General features: G+C 42.2%; 16 protein-coding genes and 1 other RNA gene. 10 read left to right on the forward strand and 7 right to left on the reverse strand.

Annotated elements, in window-relative coordinates; genetic code table 11:
- Positions 1–51: 51 nt before the first annotated feature.
- Together NQ782_RS16695 and NQ782_RS16700 are read right to left on the reverse strand one after the other, a co-directional pair.
- Positions 52–1,170 (reverse strand): PilT/PilU family type 4a pilus ATPase, encoded by a 1,119-nt coding sequence (locus NQ782_RS16695; RefSeq protein WP_000347039.1) that lies wholly within the window; start codon positions 1,168–1,170, stop codon positions 52–54.
- A 27-nt stretch (positions 1,171–1,197) separates the two neighbouring features.
- The gene (locus NQ782_RS16700; RefSeq protein WP_057094168.1) at positions 1,198–2,235 is read right to left on the reverse strand and encodes a type IV pilus twitching motility protein PilT; all 1,038 of its coding nucleotides are present in this window, start codon (positions 2,233–2,235) and stop codon (positions 1,198–1,200) included.
- Positions 2,236–2,361: 126 nt separating this feature from the next.
- Between NQ782_RS16700 and NQ782_RS16705 the strand changes: the two genes are divergently transcribed.
- Positions 2,362–3,054, forward strand: coding sequence for a YggS family pyridoxal phosphate-dependent enzyme (locus NQ782_RS16705; RefSeq protein ID WP_031959811.1), 693 nt, complete (start codon positions 2,362–2,364; stop codon positions 3,052–3,054).
- A 200-nt stretch (positions 3,055–3,254) separates the two neighbouring features.
- Here the strand turns inward: NQ782_RS16705 and NQ782_RS16710 are convergent, their stop codons facing one another.
- Both NQ782_RS16710 and NQ782_RS16715 read right to left on the reverse strand, forming a co-directional pair.
- Positions 3,255–6,851, reverse strand: a complete 3,597-nt coding sequence (locus tag NQ782_RS16710; protein WP_057094170.1) for an AAA family ATPase — start codon at positions 6,849–6,851, stop codon at positions 3,255–3,257.
- Between the two features lie 9 nt (positions 6,852–6,860).
- Positions 6,861–8,129, reverse strand: coding sequence for an exonuclease SbcCD subunit D (locus tag NQ782_RS16715; protein WP_031997756.1), 1,269 nt, complete (start codon positions 8,127–8,129; stop codon positions 6,861–6,863).
- A gap of 163 nt (positions 8,130–8,292) precedes the next feature.
- On the opposite strand from NQ782_RS16715, the gene NQ782_RS16720 reads away from it, so the two are divergent.
- The gene (locus NQ782_RS16720; RefSeq protein ID WP_000974355.1) at positions 8,293–8,766 is read left to right on the forward strand and encodes an OsmC family protein; all 474 of its coding nucleotides are present in this window, start codon (positions 8,293–8,295) and stop codon (positions 8,764–8,766) included.
- Positions 8,767–8,833: 67 nt separating this feature from the next.
- Here NQ782_RS16720 and NQ782_RS16725 read toward each other — a convergent pair whose 3' ends face one another.
- Positions 8,834–9,211 (reverse strand): VOC family protein, encoded by a 378-nt coding sequence (locus NQ782_RS16725; protein WP_017816629.1) that lies wholly within the window; start codon positions 9,209–9,211, stop codon positions 8,834–8,836.
- 378 nt (positions 9,212–9,589) lie between these two features.
- On the opposite strand from NQ782_RS16725, the gene NQ782_RS16730 reads away from it, so the two are divergent.
- Together NQ782_RS16730 and NQ782_RS16735 are read left to right on the forward strand one after the other, a co-directional pair.
- Positions 9,590–10,042 (forward strand): ABZJ_00895 family protein, encoded by a 453-nt coding sequence (locus NQ782_RS16730; RefSeq protein ID WP_000164152.1) that lies wholly within the window; start codon positions 9,590–9,592, stop codon positions 10,040–10,042.
- A gap of 89 nt (positions 10,043–10,131) precedes the next feature.
- Complete coding sequence (locus NQ782_RS16735) at positions 10,132–11,037, forward strand: TIGR01777 family oxidoreductase (protein WP_057094172.1); 906 nt, start codon at positions 10,132–10,134, stop codon at positions 11,035–11,037.
- Here NQ782_RS16735 and NQ782_RS16740 read toward each other — a convergent pair.
- Together NQ782_RS16740 and hemB are read right to left on the reverse strand one after the other, a co-directional pair.
- Positions 11,029–12,144 carry an FAD-binding oxidoreductase gene (locus NQ782_RS16740; protein ID WP_000546702.1) on the reverse strand — a complete coding sequence of 372 codons (1,116 nt, stop codon included), beginning with the start codon at positions 12,142–12,144 and terminating at the stop codon, positions 11,029–11,031. The genes NQ782_RS16735 and NQ782_RS16740 overlap by 9 nt on opposite strands.
- A gap of 25 nt (positions 12,145–12,169) precedes the next feature.
- Entirely contained in the window at positions 12,170–13,183 is a 1,014-nt protein-coding gene (gene hemB, locus NQ782_RS16745; RefSeq protein ID WP_057094176.1) for a porphobilinogen synthase, read from the reverse strand.
- 142 nt (positions 13,184–13,325) lie between these two features.
- Between hemB and NQ782_RS16750 the strand changes: the two genes are divergently transcribed.
- The 6 genes from NQ782_RS16750 (at position 13,326) to NQ782_RS16775 (ending at position 20,904) form a co-directional block, all read left to right on the forward strand.
- Positions 13,326–13,823 carry a thioesterase family protein gene (locus tag NQ782_RS16750; protein ID WP_002156418.1) on the forward strand — a complete coding sequence of 166 codons (498 nt, stop codon included), beginning with the start codon at positions 13,326–13,328 and terminating at the stop codon, positions 13,821–13,823.
- Between the two features lie 269 nt (positions 13,824–14,092).
- Positions 14,093–15,244: an EmrA/EmrK family multidrug efflux transporter periplasmic adaptor subunit gene (locus NQ782_RS16755; RefSeq protein WP_000128703.1), complete on the forward strand. Its 1,152-nt coding sequence runs from the start codon at positions 14,093–14,095 to the stop codon at positions 15,242–15,244.
- 6 nt (positions 15,245–15,250) lie between these two features.
- Positions 15,251–16,774, forward strand: coding sequence for a DHA2 family efflux MFS transporter permease subunit (locus NQ782_RS16760; RefSeq protein WP_000857095.1), 1,524 nt, complete (start codon positions 15,251–15,253; stop codon positions 16,772–16,774).
- A 302-nt stretch (positions 16,775–17,076) separates the two neighbouring features.
- Positions 17,077–19,062 (forward strand): gamma-glutamyltransferase, encoded by a 1,986-nt coding sequence (gene ggt, locus NQ782_RS16765; RefSeq protein WP_057094174.1) that lies wholly within the window; start codon positions 17,077–17,079, stop codon positions 19,060–19,062.
- Between the two features lie 160 nt (positions 19,063–19,222).
- Positions 19,223–19,582, forward strand: a transfer-messenger RNA (tmRNA) gene (gene ssrA / locus NQ782_RS16770).
- Between the two features lie 182 nt (positions 19,583–19,764).
- The gene (locus NQ782_RS16775; protein WP_032051860.1) at positions 19,765–20,904 is read left to right on the forward strand and encodes a phage integrase central domain-containing protein; all 1,140 of its coding nucleotides are present in this window, start codon (positions 19,765–19,767) and stop codon (positions 20,902–20,904) included.
- Positions 20,905–21,493: the final 589 nt, after the last annotated feature.

A 21,493-nucleotide genomic window follows, 5' to 3' on the forward strand; every position in this document is an offset into this window, starting at 1 on the left:
AACAAATAAAAAAGGAAGGTTACGTTTAACCTTCCTTTTTTTATGAAGAAATTACTGGCGGTCAAAAGTTAAATGCTGTTTTCCGTCTGATAATTGATCAGGACCTTCATCTGCAAGTTTAATGGTTAAACGTAAATCGTTCGGTGAGTCAGCATGTTTAAGTGCATCTTTGTAGGTAATTTGACCAGCTTTATATAAATCAAATAAAGCTTGGTCAAAGGTCTGCATACCAAGTTCACGTGAGCGTTTCATCAAATCTTTAATTTCATGAATTTCACCTTTACGGATGTAGTCTGAAATTAATGGTGAGTTAATTAAAATCTCAATTGCTGCACGGCGTGAATTACCATCTGGTGTTGGAATGAGCTGCTGCGCAATCATAGCCTTTAAGTTAAGTGACAAGTCCATATAAAGCTGGCTATGACGGTCACTTTCAAAAAAGTGAATAATACGGTCGAGTGCTTGGTTGGCGTTGTTGGCGTGCATGGTAGCTAATACAAGATGGCCTGTTTCAGCAAAGCCAATCGCGTAGTCCATGACTTCACGAGAACGAATCTCACCAATTAAGATGACATCCGGCGCTTGTCGTAATGTATTTTTCAAGGCAATTTCAAATGAGTCGGTATCGATCCCGACCTCACGCTGAGTAATGATGCAGCCTGCATGTTCGTGAATAAACTCAATCGGGTCTTCAATGGTAATGATATGGCCCTTAGAGTTATGGTTACGATGGCTGATCATTGAAGCCAATGAAGTGGATTTACCTGTACCTGTCGCGCCTACGAAAATAATAATGCCGCGTTTGGTCATCGATAAATCTTTAAGTACAGGCGGTAACTGCAAGTCATCAATTGAAGGAATCTTGGTTTCAATACGACGTAGTACCATGCCTGGCATGTCGCGCTGCTGAAAAGCACTGACACGAAAACGCGCCGTTTTTTCACGGTTCATAATGGCAAAGTTACATTCACGAGTTTCTGCAAATTCTCTGCGTTGTTTTTCACTCATGATGGAATGTAACAGTTGACCAATCACTTCCCCAGAAAGACTATTTTTTGAAATTGGAACAATTTGCCCGTTAATCTTCATAGAGGGCGCAACGCCATCTGTAATAAAGAGATCCGATGATTTTTTTTCAACCATCAGGTTGAGTAGGTCATTAAAATCCATAATTGTATTCTCGCTATTTTGTTATTTTTATAGGAATGATTCAGGCTGTTTTGCCGCAGTACGTGCGGTTTGTGGACTAATCACACCGCGAGCGACTAAGCCTTTTAAACTTTGGTCGAGTGTGGTCATGCCATGACTGGCACCAGTTTGAATGGCTGAGTACATTTGCGCGACTTTGTTTTCACGAATTAAGTTACGAATAGCCGGAATACCAATCATGATCTCATGCGCTGCGACACGGCCACCGCCATTCTTTTTAAGCAGGGTCTGCGAAATAACCGCTTGTAAAGATTCAGACAGCATGGCACGAACCATGTCTTTTTCTTCGGCAGGGAATACGTCAATCACACGGTCAATGGTTTTTGCTGCCGACGTAGTGTGGAGCGTACCAAACACCAAGTGACCTGTTTCGGCAGCAGTTAATGCTAAACGAATAGTTTCAAGGTCACGCATCTCACCGACCAAAATAATATCAGGGTCTTCACGCAGTGCTGAGCGAAGTGCTTCATTAAAGCCGTGTGTGTCACGATGCACTTCACGCTGGTTAATGAGACATTTCTTAGACTGGTGTACAAATTCGATTGGATCTTCCACCGTTAAAATATGGTCATAGCGGTTTTCGTTAATATAATCGAGCATCGCTGCAAGCGTAGTTGATTTACCCGAACCTGTTGGTCCTGTCACCAGTACAATGCCACGAGGATAGTCGCAAATATCTTTAAAGATTTGTCCTAGACCTAGATCTTCCATGGTGAGGACTTTAGATGGAATGGTACGAAATACTGCACCAGCACCACGGTTTTGGTTAAATGCGTTAACACGGAAACGCGCAACATTAGGTACTTCAAAAGAAAAGTCAGTTTCGAGTTTTTCTTCATAGTCACGGCGCTGTTTATCATTCATGATGTCGTAAACAAGACGGTGGACATCTTTATGTTCTAAGGCTGGTAAGTTAATACGACGAACTTCACCGTCAACACGAATCATTGGTGGCATGCCAGCAGAGAGATGTAAATCGGACGCGCCATTTTTCACAGAGAAGGCGAGTAGCTCTGTAATATCCATAATTTCCCCAAGTAAATTAAAATATGTCATTATTTTGTAGAATAATATACGGCTTTCACCGAGGCTTACCAACACCTCGCTTTATGTGAAAAGCAAAAAAGTTTTTTGAAAATGAGAACCTTGTCAATGAATTACCTGCAAGATGCGCGACAGCACGTATTACAGCAAATCAAAACAGCTTGTGAACTTGCTCAGCGTGCGCCTGAAACTGTGCAACTTTTAGCCGTATCGAAAACTCATCCGAGTGAAAGATTGCGTGAAATGTATGCAGCAGGGCAAAGGGCATTCGGCGAAAATTATTTGCAAGAAGCTTTAGATAAAATTGATGCTTTACAGGATTTGGATATTGAATGGCATTTCATTGGTCATGTTCAGCGGAATAAAACTAAGCATTTGGCAGAGAAGTTTGATTGGGTTCATGGGGTAGATCGTTTAATTATTGCAGAACGCCTATCTAACCAACGTGGTGATGACCAAGCTGCGCTTAATATTTGTTTGCAAGTCAATATTGATGGGCAAGAGAGTAAGGATGGTTGTGCACCGGAAGACGTTGCCGAGTTGGTTGCTCAAATGAGTCAACTACCGAAAATCAAGTTACGTGGTTTAATGGTGATTCCGGCTCCTGACAATACAGGTGCTTTTGCAGATGCCAAAAAATTATTTGACGTGGTAAAAGACCAACATGCTCACCCAGAAGACTGGGATACATTGAGTATGGGAATGTCGAGTGATTTAGAAGCCGCAATTGCCGCTGGTTCAACCATGGTACGTGTAGGCACAGCTTTATTTGGGGCTAGAGACTATTCGCAAAAAGGCTGATGTAAGCGATTTCTTACAGAAATTGCGGCCTTTTGCGGCTATGGCAGACAATGCTTTTTTTGTACTATGAACTCATCAGGAAACAGGATGTTTCTAAGAATAACAATAAAAAGTCATGAATGGATGCAGACAGGTACGACAGGAGTCATACCAACGCAGAATCTAAAAAAGCCCCGACAGGATGTCGGGGCTTTTTAGTTTTAACCCACTATTTCAATGGTACTTGCACCAGCGCCAAGTGGTTTCACTTGAATTTGTACAGGAATGCGTTCATGCATTTCTTGAATGTGTGAGATGAGAATGACCTGACGTCCCTGATTTTGCAGTTGGTCTAAAGCATTCATGACCATGTGCAAAGATGAGGCATCTAAAGTACCAAAACCTTCATCAATAAACAGTGATTCAATTTTCATTGAACCCGATGCCATATTGGCAATCGCTAAAGACAAGGCAAGGGCAGTTAAGAACGACTCACCGCCAGATAAAGACGCAACTGAGCGGGTTTCTCCATCCATGTCGTGGTCAATAATGGCAAGACTTAATGACTGATCAAGACGTTTTAGCGTATAACGCTGAGAAAGCATCGCCAGTTGTTGGTTGGCATGTTCAACTAAAATATCTAGGTGATATTGCTGAGCATAGTCACGGAACTCTTTACCTTTGGCATCACCAATCAAGCCTGAAATTTTGCTCCAGCGATGTTCTTCTTGTTGAATGTTTTGAATTTGTTCAGCGTATTTTTGCTGTTTGGCAAGGTTTTGCTGATGTAATTCAAGCTTCAGCTTTAGCCCGTCACGCACTTCAAGCTGTGCTTTGAGCTTTGCAATATTGTCTTGAATAAGGCTAACGAGCTTTTCGTATTCAATATCTGGCTGAGTTTGTAAGTGCTCGCTTAATTGCTCTTGCATCGTTTTAAGGGCAGAAGAGGCTTCACTTAATAAACGCTCGGCATGATTAAGACGGTTACGAATATCTTGCTCTTGAGCTGAATTAATCTGTATGAGTGCCGTAAGATCAGATGCCTGAAAATCAGTATGGGCTTTTAACCAGTTTTGAATTTGCCCATCGATCTGCTGTTGATGTTGTCCTGTGTGTTGATGCTGATGTTTAAGTTGATCGAGCGCCTGTTTTTGCTGTTCAAAGTGTTGTCTGGTTTGTTCGAAACGCTGTTTAGCCTCATGATACGCCGTTTGTTGGTGCTGACGTTTAGCGTCATGCTCAATTAACCATTCATGCGGCTTAATATCCGAACGGCCTGTCATTTGCTGAATGAGCGATACCGCTTTTTCATTATTTTGTTGGCCTTTAAGCGTAATCTCTTGGAGATTTTGATCGATCTCATCAATTTGCTTGGTCATTTGCTCAAGGTTGGCAGCTAACATTTTAAGTTCTTGCTGCTGTTGTTCAAAACGCTGTGAAAGCTGTTCTTGTTGTTCAAGTTGCTTAGCACGTGCATCCAGAATAGCCCAAGTCTGCTTAGCTGTTTGGCTACTTGCTTGCTGCCATGCGTGCTGTTCGGTTTCCGATAAACACTCGACAATATGTTGAACTTGTTGTTGCCATTGCTGTGCTGTATTAAGCAAACTTTCATTACGCTGAATAGTTTGAACAAGTTGATTGTGTTGTTTAATGGCTTGGGTTAAACGTAAGTTTTCTGAGTCAAATAAACTTATGGCAGTTTGTGTCGCTTGTCTCAGCTCATTAAGTGTTTGTAAGATTTGTTCAGGTGCTTGATTAAGCTCAATGTGTAATTGATTGAGGTTAAACGCTTGCTCAAGTTCTTGCTGTAAGTGCGTCTGTTTTACTTGCAGTTGAGCTAGATATTTCTGAACTTGTTCAAGCTCGGCCCGGCACTGAGTAAGTGCATGTTGCTGGGTTTGCCATGCATTAAACTTAGTTTGCTCGAGTGCAATAGCTTGTTGCTCTTGCTGTTGCTGTAAATCGAACAAGGCCTTGGAGACTGCACTGTCATCAATACGATAAGGATGGTGGGTGCTTCCACAGACCAAACACGCTTCACCTTCTTTAAGATTGGCACGTAACTGTTCAATATTTTCGGTGTGTAGTAAACGTTGCTGTTGCAGGATGTGCTGTAACTTTTCACGTTCAGTTTTTGCTGTTTGGTAGTCTTGTTCAGCTAACTGGCAAACGGTTTTAAGTTGGTCTTCTTTCGCGGAGGCTTGAGTATGTTTTTCGGTGAATTGCTGAAGCTCAGCATATAGCTCATGATAAATTTTTATTTTCTGTTGAATCAGATCTAACTGCGTGACTTGAGCAAGTTTCTGATCTTTATCTTTACGCTGTTGTTCAAGCTTTAACTCAATCTGTTCAACGGTGCCTAGTGAAACTGTGAGTTGTTCGAGTTCACTTTTAGCTTCCGATAGCTTTTGGCGAGCAAGGGGAGGGTTACCGAGCTGTTCTTCAATCGTTTGGTAATTTTGAATAAATTGCCCAAGCTGATGTAGATGTGCTGAAAGGCCCTTATCTAATTCAGCATATTGCTGAGTTTGGATCAGCTGCTGTTGTAAATGAATTTTGTTCTGCTCAAGCTGTGCAATTTGCTGTTGTACCGCGTTTTGCTGCTGTTGTAGTGGGCTTAGGTTTTGTTCAAGTACCTGTCTTTTTTCTTTGCACTTTTTATATTCATCGGCAATAAAAGCGCGTTCTTGAATGGACTGTCGAACTTGATTTAAAGCATGTTGATGCTGTTGCTCAAAATCGAGGGTCTGTTTAAGCTGTTGTTCTGCAAGTTGATATTTTTTTTGTCCCGTTTCAAAAATTTGTACCAACTCATTAAACTTGGTTTGAGCTTGCTGAATTTGCGGTTCAAGTTGTTGTAGGGTTTGTAAATTTTGAGCTTGCTGAAAAACTTGTGGGCGTATTTCAGAGAAAACTTCGAGTCGTTTTAATTGCTCACGTTCACTAGCCAGTTGTTGATGGTGATTTTGCTGGGTTTGAAACTGTTGCTGTTTTGTTTGAACTTCTTGTTCAAGTTTTGCTTTACGTTCAAACCATTGTTGCTGTTTGTCTAAGACATGTTTTTGTTGTTCTAATTGTTGATAGTTTTGTTCGGCTTGCTGGTATTGCTCGGTAAATGCAGCAATCTCTTCATCAGACAAAATTTCAATGTGACCTAAAAACTCTTCCAGTTGTTTACGCTGCTTTGCAATATCGGCTGTTTTACGAAAAGCCAGTTCACCGATTTTGGCGAAAATGCTGGAGTTAGTTAGGTACTCAAGTAATTCACCGCGTTCGCTGTCTCGAGCTTTTAAAAATGCGGTCACTTCGGACTGGGCAAGTAGCACCGCACGAGCAAACTGTTCAAAAGAAAGCTGGGTAATTTGCTTAACTTTTTCATCAACTGCTTTGGCTTTGTCGGCAAGTACCACACCATCGGTTAAACATTTTAAGTGGCGCTGTACACTTTGCAATTTACCATTTGGGTTTTCACGTGCACGTTTAATTTCCCAACGAGCCAAATAGCGCTTTTGATCTTGCGCAATAAAACAAAGCTCAGCAAAACCATGTCCTGTACCACGACGTAAAACAGTTAAAGGAGAGTTGGTCAGCAACTCAGAGCCATCAACATCTTTTAACTTACCATCGCTGTCTTTAAGGCGAGGAACCCGATTAAATAAGGCCAGACACATCGCATCTAGAATAGTCGACTTACCTGCGCCAGTTTTCCCCACAATTGCAATGAGACCTGCATGGGCCAGAGGTGCGCTTTCAAAGTCAATAAAATGCTCATCAGCAAGCGATGCCAGATTTTTTATTCGAATGGATAAAATTTTCATGACATATCCTTAATGGCTTGCATCATTTTCAAGATGTTTTTGTGCTTCTTGTACCAGACTCAGAAAATCTTTTAAGACCGCATCATCGGCGCTGTAACCTTGTTTTTCCCAAATATTTTGAAAGAGTTTTTCTGGTGTTGGTGGCTCAAGAGCAATGTGCTGGGTAGTATTTGAATTAGTTGTGTCTTTGTTCACGTATTGACGTGAAATACGCACTAAACGATAGCGGTCAGGTGGCAGAGCTGCTTCAAACTGCTGACGTAAATTTGGCTGTGGCGGCGTTAAACTATAATATTCAATATCGACATATTCACGGTGGTCAATATTTTCAATCACACCGTGAGGCAAGGCTTTGAGTTGTTGCAGCACTTCGTTTAGCTCACCACGAATGCGGTGCAATTGTATGCAGCGCGGAATTTCCACAGCTTCAAATTGCAAACGGTTGTCCGTATCTTGAGAAGGGTCAATTTTGACCTCAACCACTTGGTGCTTATAGTTAATTTCGCTAAAAGAAAGCGGAATGGGTGAACCGCTATAACGAATGTGCGGCTGACCTACTTTTTGTGGTTTATGTAAGTGCCCTAAAGCGACATAGTCGACCGCATCTTCAAATAACGTCGTTGAAAGCGCCTCTTCATTACCAATAATAATGGGGCGTTCAGAGTCGGATGTTTCCCCACCTTGCATATGCGCATGCGACATCAAGATAAGCGCTTGGTCTGGTGTCTTACGACGTTTGGCTTCGGCAATGAGTTGCTGGTGCAAATAGGCAATCGCGTTTTTGCTATTGGTGGTATGTTCGTTAAAGCCCGTAATTTCGGCCGAACGTAAAAAAGGCAGGGCAAGGCACCACGCCACAATATCTTGATTTTGGTTATAGATAGGTAAAAGCAGTCGATCGAGATCTAGGGTTTTATCTTCATTCCAGCGAACCACACCCACAGTTTTTGCATTGTATTTTTCTAAAAGCGGTTCGACCTGTTCAATACGGTAGCCTGAGTCATGGTTACCCGCAATCATGAGTGTTTGCATGTGCGGTGCAATACGATGGGCATCTGCTAAAAATTGGTAGAGTTGTTTTTGTGCTTGAGAACCCGGGTTAATGACATCAAAAATATCGCCAGCAATAAGCAGGGCATGTGGTTGTTTTTCTTGGATTTGAGTGAGCAACCAGCTTAAAAATTGTTGGTGTTCGTAGTGTCGTGAGTGATTATAAAAAAACTGCCCCAAATGCCAGTCAGAAGTATGTAGAAAATGTACGGACATAGAAACAGACATCAAGCCAAGATAAACACAGATACGTTAGCATAAATTGGCAGGAGATTTTATCAAGACATTTTAAAGTGTTCGTTATTTAAGCCAGCAATGAAATCTGAATTATTTTGTCTCCTTAAGCTCTGCTTTGTTACTATCAGGTCAAACCATGAACTTTGAGAACAAAATGGCTATTCATAAATACGAAGTAAAAATACAGTGGGAAGGCAATACGGGTACAGGCACTTCCTCTTATCGTTCATATAAACGCGACTTTAGTATTCAGCATCCTCAAAAGACCACTATTCAAGGTTCATCAGACCCTGCCTATTTGGGCGATGTGACCAGATGGAACCCAGAAGATTTATTGGTCGCGTCAGCTTCTGCTTGTCATAAGCTTTGGTATTTACACCTATGTGCAGTCAATCATATTCACGTTGTGAGTTATGTCGATCATGCACTTGGTTTTATGGAAGATACAGATCCGGTCAAACGTGGTCATTTTACCCAAATTATTTTAAGGCCCGAGGTTGTTTTAGAAAAAGGGGCTGACCAAGAGCTTGCAGCAAAACTGCATGAAGAAGCACATCACGAATGTATGATTGCCAATTCGGTAAATTTTCCAATTACATGTGAAGCCAGCTTTAGCTTTGCTGAATAATTCATATGAAATAGCCACCGATAAAAGCGGTGGCTATAAATTAAAATAAATAGGCTAAATAAAATCTTTAAGCTGCATTTTCATCGACTTGAAAAATACCAAAAACGTTGTGGTCTAAATCGACAAAGTAACCATGCCAAGCGCGGCCCGGAATAGCGAATTTATCCATTGCCACAATGCCACCTTGCGCTAAAATTTTTGCAGCCACTTCATCGAAGTTTTCCACCTGAACCGAACAGGTAAATGCATTGGTGCCATATTCCATTGGCGGTGTTTGAGCAGGGCGTTTTAATAGCCCACCCATAATTGAAGGTGTCTCTATGCGGTAATATTCAATCGGTAAGCTTTCATCGAGTTTAAATTGCCAGCCAAACACAGCTTGATAAAACTGCGCATCGCGGGTAGGGTTTGAAGACTGGATTTCAAAATAGGCAATAGTGTTCATATTATTTAAATCATATTTTTATGGTGTAAAAAGTATACGCATAGCCTTTATAGCCACGAAAGCATTATTGTGTATGGTGAGCGTAAAATAAATGAACGTACTAGAAAATAAAAACCGACGATTCGAGTGATGAGAGAATCGTCGGTCAAAAACTTCATCAAGGGTTTCGGCTGCTAACAAAACCTAATCCGAAGGAAGAAAGAGTCGTAATGAAAGGTCACCGAAACAATTTTGCGGATGCCGTGCAAAGGAAGTATTCGGTTGCTGCGACCTTGTTACCCTATATAACGTCAAGAGATCAGGATTGGTTGACAGAAAATGAAAAAAAATCGAAAAAAATTTATAATTATTTTTTGAACCCAAAAATTAGGCAAAAATATGACCAAATTACGTTCTTACTTTCTCTGGTTTTTTGCTTTATGCATCGTGCTCACTTTAATTGTCGGTGTGATTGCAGCACTATTACCAGCGAGTGTAGGCGGTATTTTAACAGCCGTTCCATATTTAGGCGCAATGATTTTTGTCTTATTTAGATTTTTAAAGAAAGAACGCCGTGCACCGACAGTACCAGAAAAAAAGAAATTTACTTTAGGTTTTACCCTCATATTTTGGGGCTATAACTTGTGTGGTGTTTTATTTGGTCTGTTTTTATTTTCAAGAAAAGACCCTGAGATTTTGCAAAACTTTATGCTTTACCTCAAACAGCCTCAGTTCTTAAGCATTATGGTGATTATGCTTTTAATGTTAGCTATTCCGCTTTATTTAATTACCTACTGGTTTTATGGCAAACAAGCCCAGCGCATGGCAAACAAAATGTTTAATGCATCATAACTCACCACAAAAAACTGATACGATTAGTTCGTTATTAAATTTTATAACTATATTAATTAAAAACTGCTGTCCTCGGTTTTGGAGGAAATATGAATAAGAATGTATTAATCACAGGTGCCAGTGGCTTTATTGGAACGCATTTAATTGGGTTCCTGCTACAAAAAAATTATAACGTGATTGCTGTGACACGGCAGGCTGGAAAGAAATCTGACTATCCTGCCTTGCAGTGGGTACAAAAGTTCGAAGATATCTCGACCCGTCAAATTGATTATGTGGTGAATTTGGCCGGTGCAAATATTGGTGAGAAACGCTGGACTGAGTCACGTAAAAAACAACTCATTGAAAGCCGTGTAAATACGACCCAAAAACTGTATGCATGGCTCAAGCAATCTCAAATTTTTCCTGAAGTAATTGTCTCTGGTTCTGCAATTGGTTATTACGGTATAGATAATCAAGAAAAGTGGACAGAGGTGTGCACTGAACAAAGTTCACCACAGCCTATTTTTATGTCTCAGCTTTGCCAAGAGTGGGAACGCGCAGCTTTAGCAGATCCTCAGCAAAATACTAAAATTATTCGTTTAGGTGTGGTGTTTGGGCAGGGCGGTGGCATTTTGCCTAAAATGTTGCTTCCTATTCGACTCAATTTAGTCGGTCAAATCGGTCATGGCCGTCAACCTGTGGTTTGGGTACATATTGAAGACGTATTAAACGCAATTGAGTTTATATTTCAGCATCCTCAATCAGCTCAAATTCATAATGTGGTGGCGCCAGAAAATGTGACCCAAAAGGTATTTGTTGAACAAGCTGCCAAGGTTTTGAATAAAAAACCACTGTTGTCGGCGCCTAGTACAGTTTTTCGCTGTTTGTTAGGAGAGCAGTCGCAATTGATCTTAAATGGGCAATACGTCAAACCCGCAGCCTTACAAGCAGAAGGATTTGAGTTTGCTTATCCTCAATTAATAATGGCTTTAGAAAATATACTCGCCTCAGGCTAAGATTTTATTTTGCAAACGCTCTGGGGAATATGCTTTGGCATCAACTAATGTTGGTTGTCCTAGCATAAGCTGACGGAGCAATTGCGCAGAACCTGCGCCCATACACAAACCATTTCTAAAGTGACCAAAGTTTGCCCATAGGTTATCCATTTCAGGCATTTTGCCAATGTACGGAACGCCATTTGGTGAACTTGGTCTGAGTCCTGCCCAACGATGTACAATCGGGAAATCGGCCAGTTCAGGCACCATTTCTAAACACGCTTCTAAAATATTGTGCTGCGTAGTTTCATCGGTAGAGGTGTCAAAACCACGATGTGCCATGCTAGAACCACACACAATATGACCGTCCATACGTGGAATCAGGTACATGACTCGATTCATACACATGGTCGGTAGCCAGTGAGCAGGGGTTTTAAATAACAGCATCTGACCTTGCACAGGTTCGACTGGAATGTCGAGTTGTAATTGTGAGTTCCAATAATGGCTCCAAGCGCCTGAAGTTATTACAAAATGGTCTGCTGTATGTTTGCGACCATCTTCGGTTTGGAGTGCTTGTATGGCATCACCTTGTTGAATCAGTTTTTTAACAGGAGTGTTTTCAAAAAACTCAACATTCGGATGTTGCTTTAAATAACTAATCAGAGACTGTAATACGCGTGGATTACGAATATTAGACAGTTCAGGGAAGTAAATGGCTTCTTGAAATTGTTCGGAAATATGCGGATTAACTTGTTCTAAGGCATCTCTTTGTAAATATTCACAGCGCTGCATCGGCTCTTGATGCTGCTCTGCATAGGACAAACCAACGTCAAAATCTTCTTCATCAAAAATCAGCATGCCTGTGTCATGTATTTCAAAATCAATCCCTGTAACAGGGTAGAGCTTTTGGTTCCATGCTTGATAAGAGGCTTTGCCAAATTGAGCGAGTTGGTTCACTGCATGCACATAACGCCACGGGTACATCGGAGAGAGAATACCTCCGCCAGCCCAAGAGGCTGCTTGTCCCGCTTGTTGTTGATCAAAAATGCTGATCGTACAGCCTTGTTCAACCAACTCCAACGCAGACATTAATCCACTTATGCCCGCGCCAATGATTGCAATATGCATGCAGTGTTATCCTTTCTCTGCGAACTTAGTTCATTTCCTTGAGTTTTTTAGCAGCGGTTTCTGCAAAGTAAGTCCAGATTCCGTCTGCACCAGCGCGGCGGCAGCACATGAGCGATTCTAAAATCACTGAGTCTGATAACCAGCCATTTTGAATTGCGCCAGCTAACATTGCGTATTCGCCACTCACTTGATAAATGAATGTCGGAATACCAAAGGTATCTTTCACCTCACGTACCACATCCAGATATGGCATGCCCGGTTTTACAATCACCATGTCGGCGCCTTCTTGAATATCAAGCGCGATTTCATGTAATGCTTCGGCACGGTTGGCAAAATCCATCTGGTAGTTATATTTATTACCACCTTTTAGGTTGGATGCAGAGCCAACAGCATCGCGGAATGGACCATAGAAGCTAGAGGCGTATTTTGCAGAGTAGGCCATGATGTTGGTATAGATGTGACCATTGGCTTCTAAAGCTTGACGAATTGCGCCAATACGGCCATCCATCATGTCACTTGGAGCAATCACTTCGGCACCTGCTTCTGCGTGACTTAAGGCTTGTTTAATCAAGCATTCTACAGTCTCGTCGTTTAGCACATAGCCAGTTTCATCAATAATGCCGTCTTGACCATGAGTCGTGTATGGGTCGAGTGCACCATCGGTGATTAGCACCATTTCTGGTAATTCTTTTTTAAGCAGACGACATGTGGTTTGTACTAAACCATCTTCACGCCATGCAGCTTCTGCGGTAAGGCTTTTATCTTCTTGAGGTGTTACAGGGAAAAGAGCCAGTTTGGATACACCTAATTCCAGAAGTCTTTCAGCTTTTTTCAGTAATAAATCTGCCGACAAACGCTGAATGTTTGGCATACTTGGAATATCTTGAGTTTGATTTTGTCCCGGTAATACAAATACTGGATAAATCAAGTGATTGGTAGTGAGCTGTGTTTCGCTGACCATCGCACGCAATTGGTCATTTTTACGGATACGGCGCATGCGAGTAGCTGGAAATGCAGGACGATTGAACGTATAAGTCATAACAATCTCGATGTTCGGTATTACACTAGGATAGGTTGGCGGATATTCCATTACTGTCAACCGACTGCTGTATTGTAGCCCCATAATGCTGGATTTGTACAAAATTATGGGTGTTTATCATGCTTTTAAATTTAGGCAACGTATGAGTGATGAAAAGAAAAATTGGACGGGGAACATACAATTAGGCGCCAAAACTGACCTAAATGTGGTTCTCAACCAATTGTGTAAGGCGTTTAATAGCTGTCCATTTTTTAAGCATAGTGGAATGATTATGCGTGTGGTAGATGGGCACATTGAAGGCTATGTTGAAATGCAACCTGACCTCATTGGCAATTTGGCTTTTCAGGTTTTGCATGGTGGTGTGGCTGCAACTTTGCTCGATAGCATTGGTGGAATTGTGGCAATGGAACATCTCTATCGCCGTTCAACCCCCGAAACCCTGCCTGAAACCATTAAACAGGTTACACGCTTGGCAACTGTCGATATGCGTGTAGATTATTTGGCACCGGGGCGTGGTAAATATTTTATTGCACGTGCCGAAGTCCTACGTTTAGGCCGCAAGGGCTGTACCATGCGCATGACTATGGTCAATGATGAAGATAAACAGATTGCTGCCGGCATTGCCTCATATGCCTATTAATCTAGGCATTTTAAGCATTTAAAAAGCGCTCAGGGCGCTTTTTTTCATATTAAAAAAGATAAAAATTTCACAAAAACTTTGAGATAAACATTAATTTAATTAGAACGAACGCATTAGTTATATTTTTTTATTCTCATATCATGAGGTTTTAGCGTTAAAATTGTCTCCTTTGACAATGCGGTATGTCTTGTTTATAGAAAAATAAAAACTCTATAACAAGGTGTAGTGCGAGATTGATGGCAAAGCCAACTCATCTTTAGGAACATACCATGACTGATGCACAAAGCAATGTACAAGAAACAGTGCCAACAACATCTGCCTCGGATGACAACATGCAAAACAAGCGCAAAAAATTTCTTGGTTTCTTTGCGCTGATTTTATTGATCGCCGCTATTTTATATGCAATCTGGGCATTATTTTTAAATCACTCGGTGAGTACGGATAATGCTTATGTCGGTGCAGAAACCGCGCAAATTACCTCAATGGTTAGCGGACAGGTCGCTCAGGTTTTGGTAAAAGATACTCAAACAGTACACCGCGGTGATGTGCTGGTTCGTATTGATGACCGTGATGCCAAAATCGCGTTGGCACAAGCCGAGGCAGAGCTTGCCAAAGCAAAACGCCAATACAAACAAACTGCGGCAAACAGTAGTTCTTTAAACTCTCAAGTGGTGGTTCGTGCTGACGAAATTAATAGTGCTAAAGCACAAGTTGCTCAAGCACAGGCCGACTATGACAAAGCTGCTTTAGAACTGAACCGCCGTGCACAGCTTGCTGCCTCTGGCGCTGTGTCTAAAGAAGAACTCACCAAAGCACAAAGTGCGGTTGAAACTGCTAAAGCCGGACTAGAGCTTGCTAAAGCCGGCCTTGCACAAGCGACTTCTAGTCGTAAGGCAGCCGAAAGCACCTTAGCTGCAAACGAAGCGTTAATTCAGGGTGTAAGCGAAACCTCGACTCCGGATGTACAAGTTGCACAAGCGCATGTAGAACAAGCTCAGCTTGACTTGGAACGTACCGTGATTCGTGCACCAGTTGATGGTGTGATTACACGCCGTAATATTCAAGTTGGTCAACGCGTTGCACCGGGTACAAGCATGATGATGATTGTGCCACTCAATGATTTATATGTAGATGCTAACTTCAAAGAAAGTCAGTTGAAAAAAGTCCGCCCAGGTCAGCCAGTCACATTAACGTCAGATTTATATGGTGATGATGTTGAATACCACGGCAAAGTGGTGGGCTTCTCTGGTGGTACAGGCTCTGCCTTTGCCTTAATTCCGGCTCAAAACGCAACAGGTAACTGGATTAAAGTGGTTCAACGCTTGCCGGTTCGTATTGCACTTGACCCGAAAGAACTTGCTGAACACCCATTACGTGTTGGCTTGTCGATGGAAGCAAAAGTCGACTTATCTGCGAAGTAAACGCTTATGAAAACGCAAACACCTTTTGCCGAGTTAAGCGGTGGCCGTTTACTACTGGCAGCGTTTGTTATTGCCTTGTCGAACTTTATGGTCGTACTTGATACGACCATTGCCAACGTCTCTGTACCGCATATTACCGGTAACCTTGCTGTTTCAAGCACACAAGGCACATGGGTCGTTACTTCATATGCAGTTGCAGAAGCGATTTGTGTACCTTTAACGGGTTGGCTGGCAGGCCGCTTTGGAACGGTGCGGGTCTTTATCTTCGGTTTAATTGGCTTTACGGTCTTTTCTTTCCTGTGCGGTTTGGCAACATCGTTAGAAATGTTGGTATTTTTCCGTATTGGGCAGGGTCTTTGTGGTGGTCCACTTATGCCACTCAGCCAAACTTTGCTTATGCGTATTTTCCCTCAAGAAAAGCATGCGCAGGCAATGGGTCTATGGGCAATGACCACAGTCGTCGGGCCAATTTTAGGACCAATTTTGGGTGGTCTGATTAGTGATAACCTGTCTTGGCACTGGATCTTCTTTATTAACTTACCGGTTGGTATTGTCTGTGTATTAGCAGCAATGCGTTTGTTAAGAGTAGCTGAAACAGAAACCATTTCTTTAAGAATCGACACTGTTGGTTTAGGTCTGTTAATTCTGTGGATTGGTGCGCTACAGCTTATGCTCGACTTGGGGCATGAACGCGACTGGTTTAACAGCACCAGCATTGTGGTTTTAGCTTTAACTGCCGCCATTGGTTTTGTGGTGTTCCTGATATGGGAACTCACCGACAAACACCCCGTGGTGGATGTCAAAGTCTTTAGGCATAGAGGCTTTGCCATTTCGGTACTGGCCTTGTCGCTCGGCTTTGGCGCATTCTTCGGCAGTATTGTACTGATTCCCCAGTGGCTGCAAATGAACCTTTCCTATACCGCAACGTGGGCCGGATATTTAACTGCAACCATGGGCTTTGGTAGTTTGACCATGTCACCGATTGTGGCAAAACTTTCGACCAAACATGACCCGCGTGCGCTGGCGAGCTTTGGTTTAATTTTGCTGGGTATTGTGACTTTAATGCGGGCATTCTGGACCACAGATGCCGACTTTATGGCACTGGCTTGGCCGCAAATCCTGCAAGGTTTTGCAGTACCGTTCTTCTTTATTCCACTGTCAAACATTGCACTTGGTTCGGTGTTGCAGCAAGAAATTGCATCTGCTGCGGGCCTCATGAACTTCTTAAGGACCATGGCAGGGGCGATTGGCGCTTCAATTGCGGTGACCGTGTGGGACGACCACGCCAAAGTTGCCCGTAGTGAAATGGTGTCAAACCTACATACGACTGAAGTACAAAACACACTTTTGCAAAATGGTTTTACGGCTGACTCGACGCTTGGAATTATTTCAAACCTTGTCGATAAAGAAGCCATTACCATGTCGGCAAACCATGTGTTTTTACTGTTTGCGATCGTGTTTGTCTTTGCAGGGCTGGTGATTTGGCTGTGTCCAAAACCCAAACAAGTCAGCGGTATGCCTTCTCACTAAACATCAAAAAGCATCTCTTCGGAGGTGCTTTTTTTAGACCTACTACAAAATGAGCGAGTTTATAAATAGCAGATTTTGCCTGTATTTAAAGAAATAAAGCATGCCAGAATTGGGCAAATCAGTTATAAAAGAGTGTGATAACAAACAAGGAGACATCAACAGAGCACAAAATAAACACCCTTAATCATTTAATATTATTAAAACTTTATTTTTATCAAAGATTAAAAAACTGAAGACCTGAAAACAAAGAAGCTTGCATGGCAATTGCATGGATAGGCAGGCGTATATATTGGAGTTATCACGTGAATAAAAGATATTCATTTTTGTTCAGTAGTTTATTAGCAGTCGGTTTATTACAAGGATGTGGAGATGACTCCTCGTCAGATCAGCCCAAGGATGATTCAAATACAACCCCGCCCAATTTAATTGTAGATAACGACCCGACCAGTTGTAGCAAACTGGCCCAAGACGGTTCAAGTGTGGTGGTCGGTTCAAACCAAAATGGTGACCCAGCCGCACCAGAGGGTGCATCGGGTTATAGACTCGGTAACACGGTTAAATACGCAGATAAATATATGGTGGTGGCAAACACGCCACTTGCGGTAAAAGCAGGTTGTGATGTGTTAAAAGCAGGCGGTAGCGCAGTCGATGCAGCCGTTGCGGTACAAGCCGTGCTTGGTTTGGTCGAGCCACAGTCGAGTACCATCGCCGGTAGTGGTTTTATGATGTATTACGATGCCAAAACCAAGCAAGTCACTGCTTATGATGGCCGTGAAACCGCACCTGCTGCAGCCAACGAATTTTATTTAATTCGCCAAAATATATATGACCCAAATTCACCTCCGCCTGTACCAAGTGCCCGCCGTAGCGGTCGCTCGATTGGTGTGCCGGGCGTGATGCGTTTGCTTGAACAAGCACAAAAAGAGCATGGCAAACTTAAGTGGAACCAACTTTTTGGTGAAGCGATTGGTTTGGCTGATAACGGTTTCCGCATTCCGGGGCGTTTGGCAGATGCCATTGCAAGTAATGCAAGCAATTTAGCACTCGATGCAAATGCAATGGCGACTTATTTCTACCCAGATGGATCACCACGTAAAGTCGGCGAGACCATGACCAATAAAGCCTATGCCAGAACACTCGAAGCACTCGCTTCACAAGGGGCAAACGCACTACACACTGGTCCAATTGCGCAAGCCATTGTGGCAAAAGCAGGGCAAACCGTGGGTGATGACCCAGCACGGACTCCAATTACCCCAAGCTTGATGACCTTGCAGGATTTATCGAACTATCAGGTGAAAAAACGCGACCCGATTTGTACGACGTACCGTGACCGTTACTATGTATGTACCATGCCACCTCCATCTTCGGGAGGGATTGCGGTTGCACAGACGTTGGGTATTTTAGAAAACTTTGATATGTCGCTTTACCCACCTAAAAACCCTGAAAATGAAGGTGGTGTGCCCGATGTGATGGGCGTACATTTAGTGTCTGAGGCAGAGCGTTTGGCCTATGCTGACCGTGATAAATATGTGGCAGATACCGACTTTGTTCGTTTGCCGGCACAGGGTATTCCAAGTTTTATTGATAAAAACTACTTAAAACAACGTGCAGCACTGATTAACCCGAACCAAAGTATGGGCGTAGCACCAGCAGGTAATTTCAATACAGCGGCAGGAGTGGATACCACTGTTGAACATGGCACAACTCAGTTCACGATAGTAGATGCCTATGGCAATGTGGTTTCAATGACATCGACTGTTGAATCGAGCATGGGTTCATTCCACATGGTGGATGGTTTCTTGCTGTCAAACCAGTTAACTGACTTTAGCGCGACCCCTTATGACAGCACTGGGGCGCTAGTTGCCAACCGTGTAGAAGGCGGCAAACGCCCACGTAGTACTATGGCACCAACCTTAGTGTTTAAAGGCACCACGCCAGATGAGTTTTATATGGCAACAGGTTCACCAGGTGGCGGTACGATCATTCAATATGTGGTTAAAACTTTGGTGGGTGCATTGGACTGGAATTTAAATGCACAGCAGGCCACTTCGCTTGTAAACTTTGGCGCGACCAATAGCAAAAACACCAATGTGGATAGCTCGAATGTACAGCTTTCCTTAGTTGACCTAATTGAAGGCTTAAAAGCAAAAGGGCATGGCATCTCTAACACTGCACAAACCAGTGGTATTTCAACGATTATGAAAGTAAATATAAATAATCAAAGTAAATACGCAGGTGGGGTAGACCCACGCCGTGAAGGGATTGTGTTAGGCAATGGTGCTTTATAGGCTAAACTTAAAAAAGCCGTCATTTTTGGCAGCTTTTTTTATGAGGGGCCTTGAAAAAAACAAAAGGCACTCAATTATGTAAGTATGTTCATCAGTGGCAGACTGTTGATAAAATGCACAGCATTTTATTTTAGTTATGCTATGATGTGCAGACATTCATGGGGATGTTATTGGCTTCGACGCCGGTGATGAAACTCATAGATGCATGCCGAGAGCGCATTTTCTCTCGTAAATAAAATTTGCATTTAAATAGTCGCAAACGACGAAACTTACGCTCTAGCTGCCTAAGGGCCGCTTGTCCGCTTCCTAGAATACTTGTGGTCTGGGAACCCGACTGAAGCGCACGCACACAAGTCCGTATAGAGTCAAGCCTCGGGGCTTTATACCAAACTTAGAGGATCGCACCTTGTACCCTGTTCGTCGGGTCACTTGGTGTTAAAACAATAGACGATATCTAAGCATGTAGTATTCTCGAGCGTAGTGCTGGCGGACGCGGGTTCAACTCCCGCCATCTCCACCAAAATTCTTTCCGAAGTAATCTATCGGAATCTAAAAAAGCCTTTAAACTCAATGTTTAAAGGCTTTTTTTATACCTGTTTGTCCGACCCTGTCCTAAGCTGTTTGACCCAATTTTTGCTTTGTGGGGGTCAAAATTGGGACAATTTGACCCACTAAATAAGTTTAATTGTGTGGGGCAAAGATATGTCGCTTACTGATGTGCTGTGTAAAAAAGCATTACCAAAAGAAAAACAGTACCGCCTTTCTGATATTAATGGTCTGTCTTTACGAATAGATCCGAATGGGAAAAAATATTGGTCTATCCGGTATACGGAAAATGGACAAAGGAAATCCAAAGCATTAGGTCTATATCCTGAGCTGAGTTTAAAGCGTGCAAGAGAGATAGCGCTTGATTTGAGATATAAACTCAAGAATACAGTTGAGGTCGAAGAGGAGCAGCCTTGCTTTAAGGAGGTTGCAGAGGATTGGTTTAATAATCAAAAAGAAACCTGGTCATCTAAGCATATTAGTAATGTTAGAGCTTCATTGGATGAGCTTTATATTGCTCTTGCTAATAAGCGTATTAACCAGATTCAGGCTCCTGAGATTCTACAAATCATTAAGAAGATTGAGGCAAGAGGTTCGCTTGAAATTGCAAAACGTACCTTATCTCGTTGTGGCATGGTCATGAAGTATGCCATTGCTCATGGATACCGCTATGACAACCCGGCAGGTGATCTGGTTTATGCTCTCAAGAATAAACGGGTCAAAAACTTAGCTTCGCTTTCGGCCTCTGAAATGCCTGAATTTTTAAGAAAGGTAAGAGCATACCCAAGTGATGCTCAAACGCATCATGCCATTATTCTGATCATGCTGACAGGCGTTCGGGTTAGTGAGTTGCTGCAAGCACGCTGGGAAGAATTTGATCTGGAAGGACGTAAGTGGGATATCCCTGAAGAACGAATGAAGAACAGACTTCCGCATCGTGTACCGTTGACGGACATGATGATTGCTGAGCTTCAGGCATTAAGACTTACTCATAATCAGGAACTGCTTTTTCCACATCGTTTAAATAACAAAGAACCGATGCGTAGCGAATCTATTTTAGCGGTAATCAAACGTTCAGGCTATGCAGGTCGGATGACCACACATGGTTTTAGGTCGCTATTCAGTACAGTCGTAAACGAATCGAATCTATTTAATCCAGATGCTATTGAGCGCCAGCTTGCCCATGTGCCACAGAATAGAATTCGCTCGGCCTATAATCGAGCACAGTACTGGGATGAGAGAGTAAGGTTGATGGAGTGGTATGGAAATATAATAAATTCATGGCTGAATGATTAGTACTAGTTATCCTCTTTTTTCTCGTCAAATAAAACAGGATGGACTTGATGTTTATTCACGGCTCTTAGATTTTTATGAAAATTCAAGATGCTTTTTGGTACACCATTACGATCTTGATTACTCACAACAATAGAAGGGATATCTTCTACACAATATGAGCTTACAAAGCTGAATTATATTCTTGAATCGCAAAACCCTCAGTTGTATTAAGGGCGTTTGGTTGCGAAATATCATATAAAAATATTGACTATATGGATTAAACGATCATTCATGAGTTCAGAAATCAACCTGAAATCTTATTAGAAATATTACGAAAGGATATTTTCTGAGGCTGTTTTTTTAGGAAGGAGTTTATATATCGGGTGAGATGGCTTCGAAGTCGTATCTTTAATCCATGACTTGCTGGGTTTGGTAGTGAATTTTATTGTGGTGAAAATTCAGGATTAAAGGTAGGGCTTGAGGCAGGACAATATTTTAAAGGCAGGAGCATAGGCTTCTGCTTTTTTTTGTCGATAATGAATGAAAATTAATACATCTAAAAGTTGTATTTTTATAAAAATAAAGAGGATTATTAAATCTATAGAATAAA

The sequence above is a fragment of the Acinetobacter sp. BD54 genome (genome assembly GCF_044778325.1).
In the GTDB taxonomy this organism is placed as follows: Bacteria; Pseudomonadota; Gammaproteobacteria; order Pseudomonadales; family Moraxellaceae; genus Acinetobacter; species Acinetobacter baumannii.

What these genes read in the sequence shown, in the direction of transcription:
- NQ782_RS16710 (WP_057094170.1), bottom strand. Translation starts at nt 6,851, where the DNA reads ATGAAAATTTTATCCATTCGAATAAAAAATCTGGCATCGCTTGCTGAT.
- NQ782_RS16750 (WP_002156418.1), top strand. Translation starts at nt 13,326, where the DNA reads ATGAGTGATGAAAAGAAAAATTGGACGGGGAACATACAATTAGGCGCC.
- NQ782_RS16715 (WP_031997756.1), bottom strand. Translation starts at nt 8,129, where the DNA reads ATGTCTGTTTCTATGTCCGTACATTTTCTACATACTTCTGACTGGCAT.
- NQ782_RS16740 (WP_000546702.1), bottom strand. Translation starts at nt 12,144, where the DNA reads ATGCATATTGCAATCATTGGCGCGGGCATAAGTGGATTAATGTCTGCG.
- NQ782_RS16695 (WP_000347039.1), bottom strand. Translation starts at nt 1,170, where the DNA reads ATGGATTTTAATGACCTACTCAACCTGATGGTTGAAAAAAAATCATCG.
- NQ782_RS16725 (WP_017816629.1), bottom strand. Translation starts at nt 9,211, where the DNA reads ATGAACACTATTGCCTATTTTGAAATCCAGTCTTCAAACCCTACCCGC.
- NQ782_RS16735 (WP_057094172.1), top strand. Translation starts at nt 10,132, where the DNA reads ATGAATAAGAATGTATTAATCACAGGTGCCAGTGGCTTTATTGGAACG.
- NQ782_RS16760 (WP_000857095.1), top strand. Translation starts at nt 15,251, where the DNA reads ATGAAAACGCAAACACCTTTTGCCGAGTTAAGCGGTGGCCGTTTACTA.
- NQ782_RS16700 (WP_057094168.1), bottom strand. Translation starts at nt 2,235, where the DNA reads ATGGATATTACAGAGCTACTCGCCTTCTCTGTGAAAAATGGCGCGTCC.
- NQ782_RS16705 (WP_031959811.1), top strand. Translation starts at nt 2,362, where the DNA reads ATGAATTACCTGCAAGATGCGCGACAGCACGTATTACAGCAAATCAAA.
- NQ782_RS16775 (WP_032051860.1), top strand. Translation starts at nt 19,765, where the DNA reads ATGTCGCTTACTGATGTGCTGTGTAAAAAAGCATTACCAAAAGAAAAA.
- NQ782_RS16755 (WP_000128703.1), top strand. Translation starts at nt 14,093, where the DNA reads ATGACTGATGCACAAAGCAATGTACAAGAAACAGTGCCAACAACATCT.
- NQ782_RS16730 (WP_000164152.1), top strand. Translation starts at nt 9,590, where the DNA reads ATGACCAAATTACGTTCTTACTTTCTCTGGTTTTTTGCTTTATGCATC.
- NQ782_RS16720 (WP_000974355.1), top strand. Translation starts at nt 8,293, where the DNA reads ATGGCTATTCATAAATACGAAGTAAAAATACAGTGGGAAGGCAATACG.
- hemB (WP_057094176.1), bottom strand. Translation starts at nt 13,183, where the DNA reads ATGACTTATACGTTCAATCGTCCTGCATTTCCAGCTACTCGCATGCGC.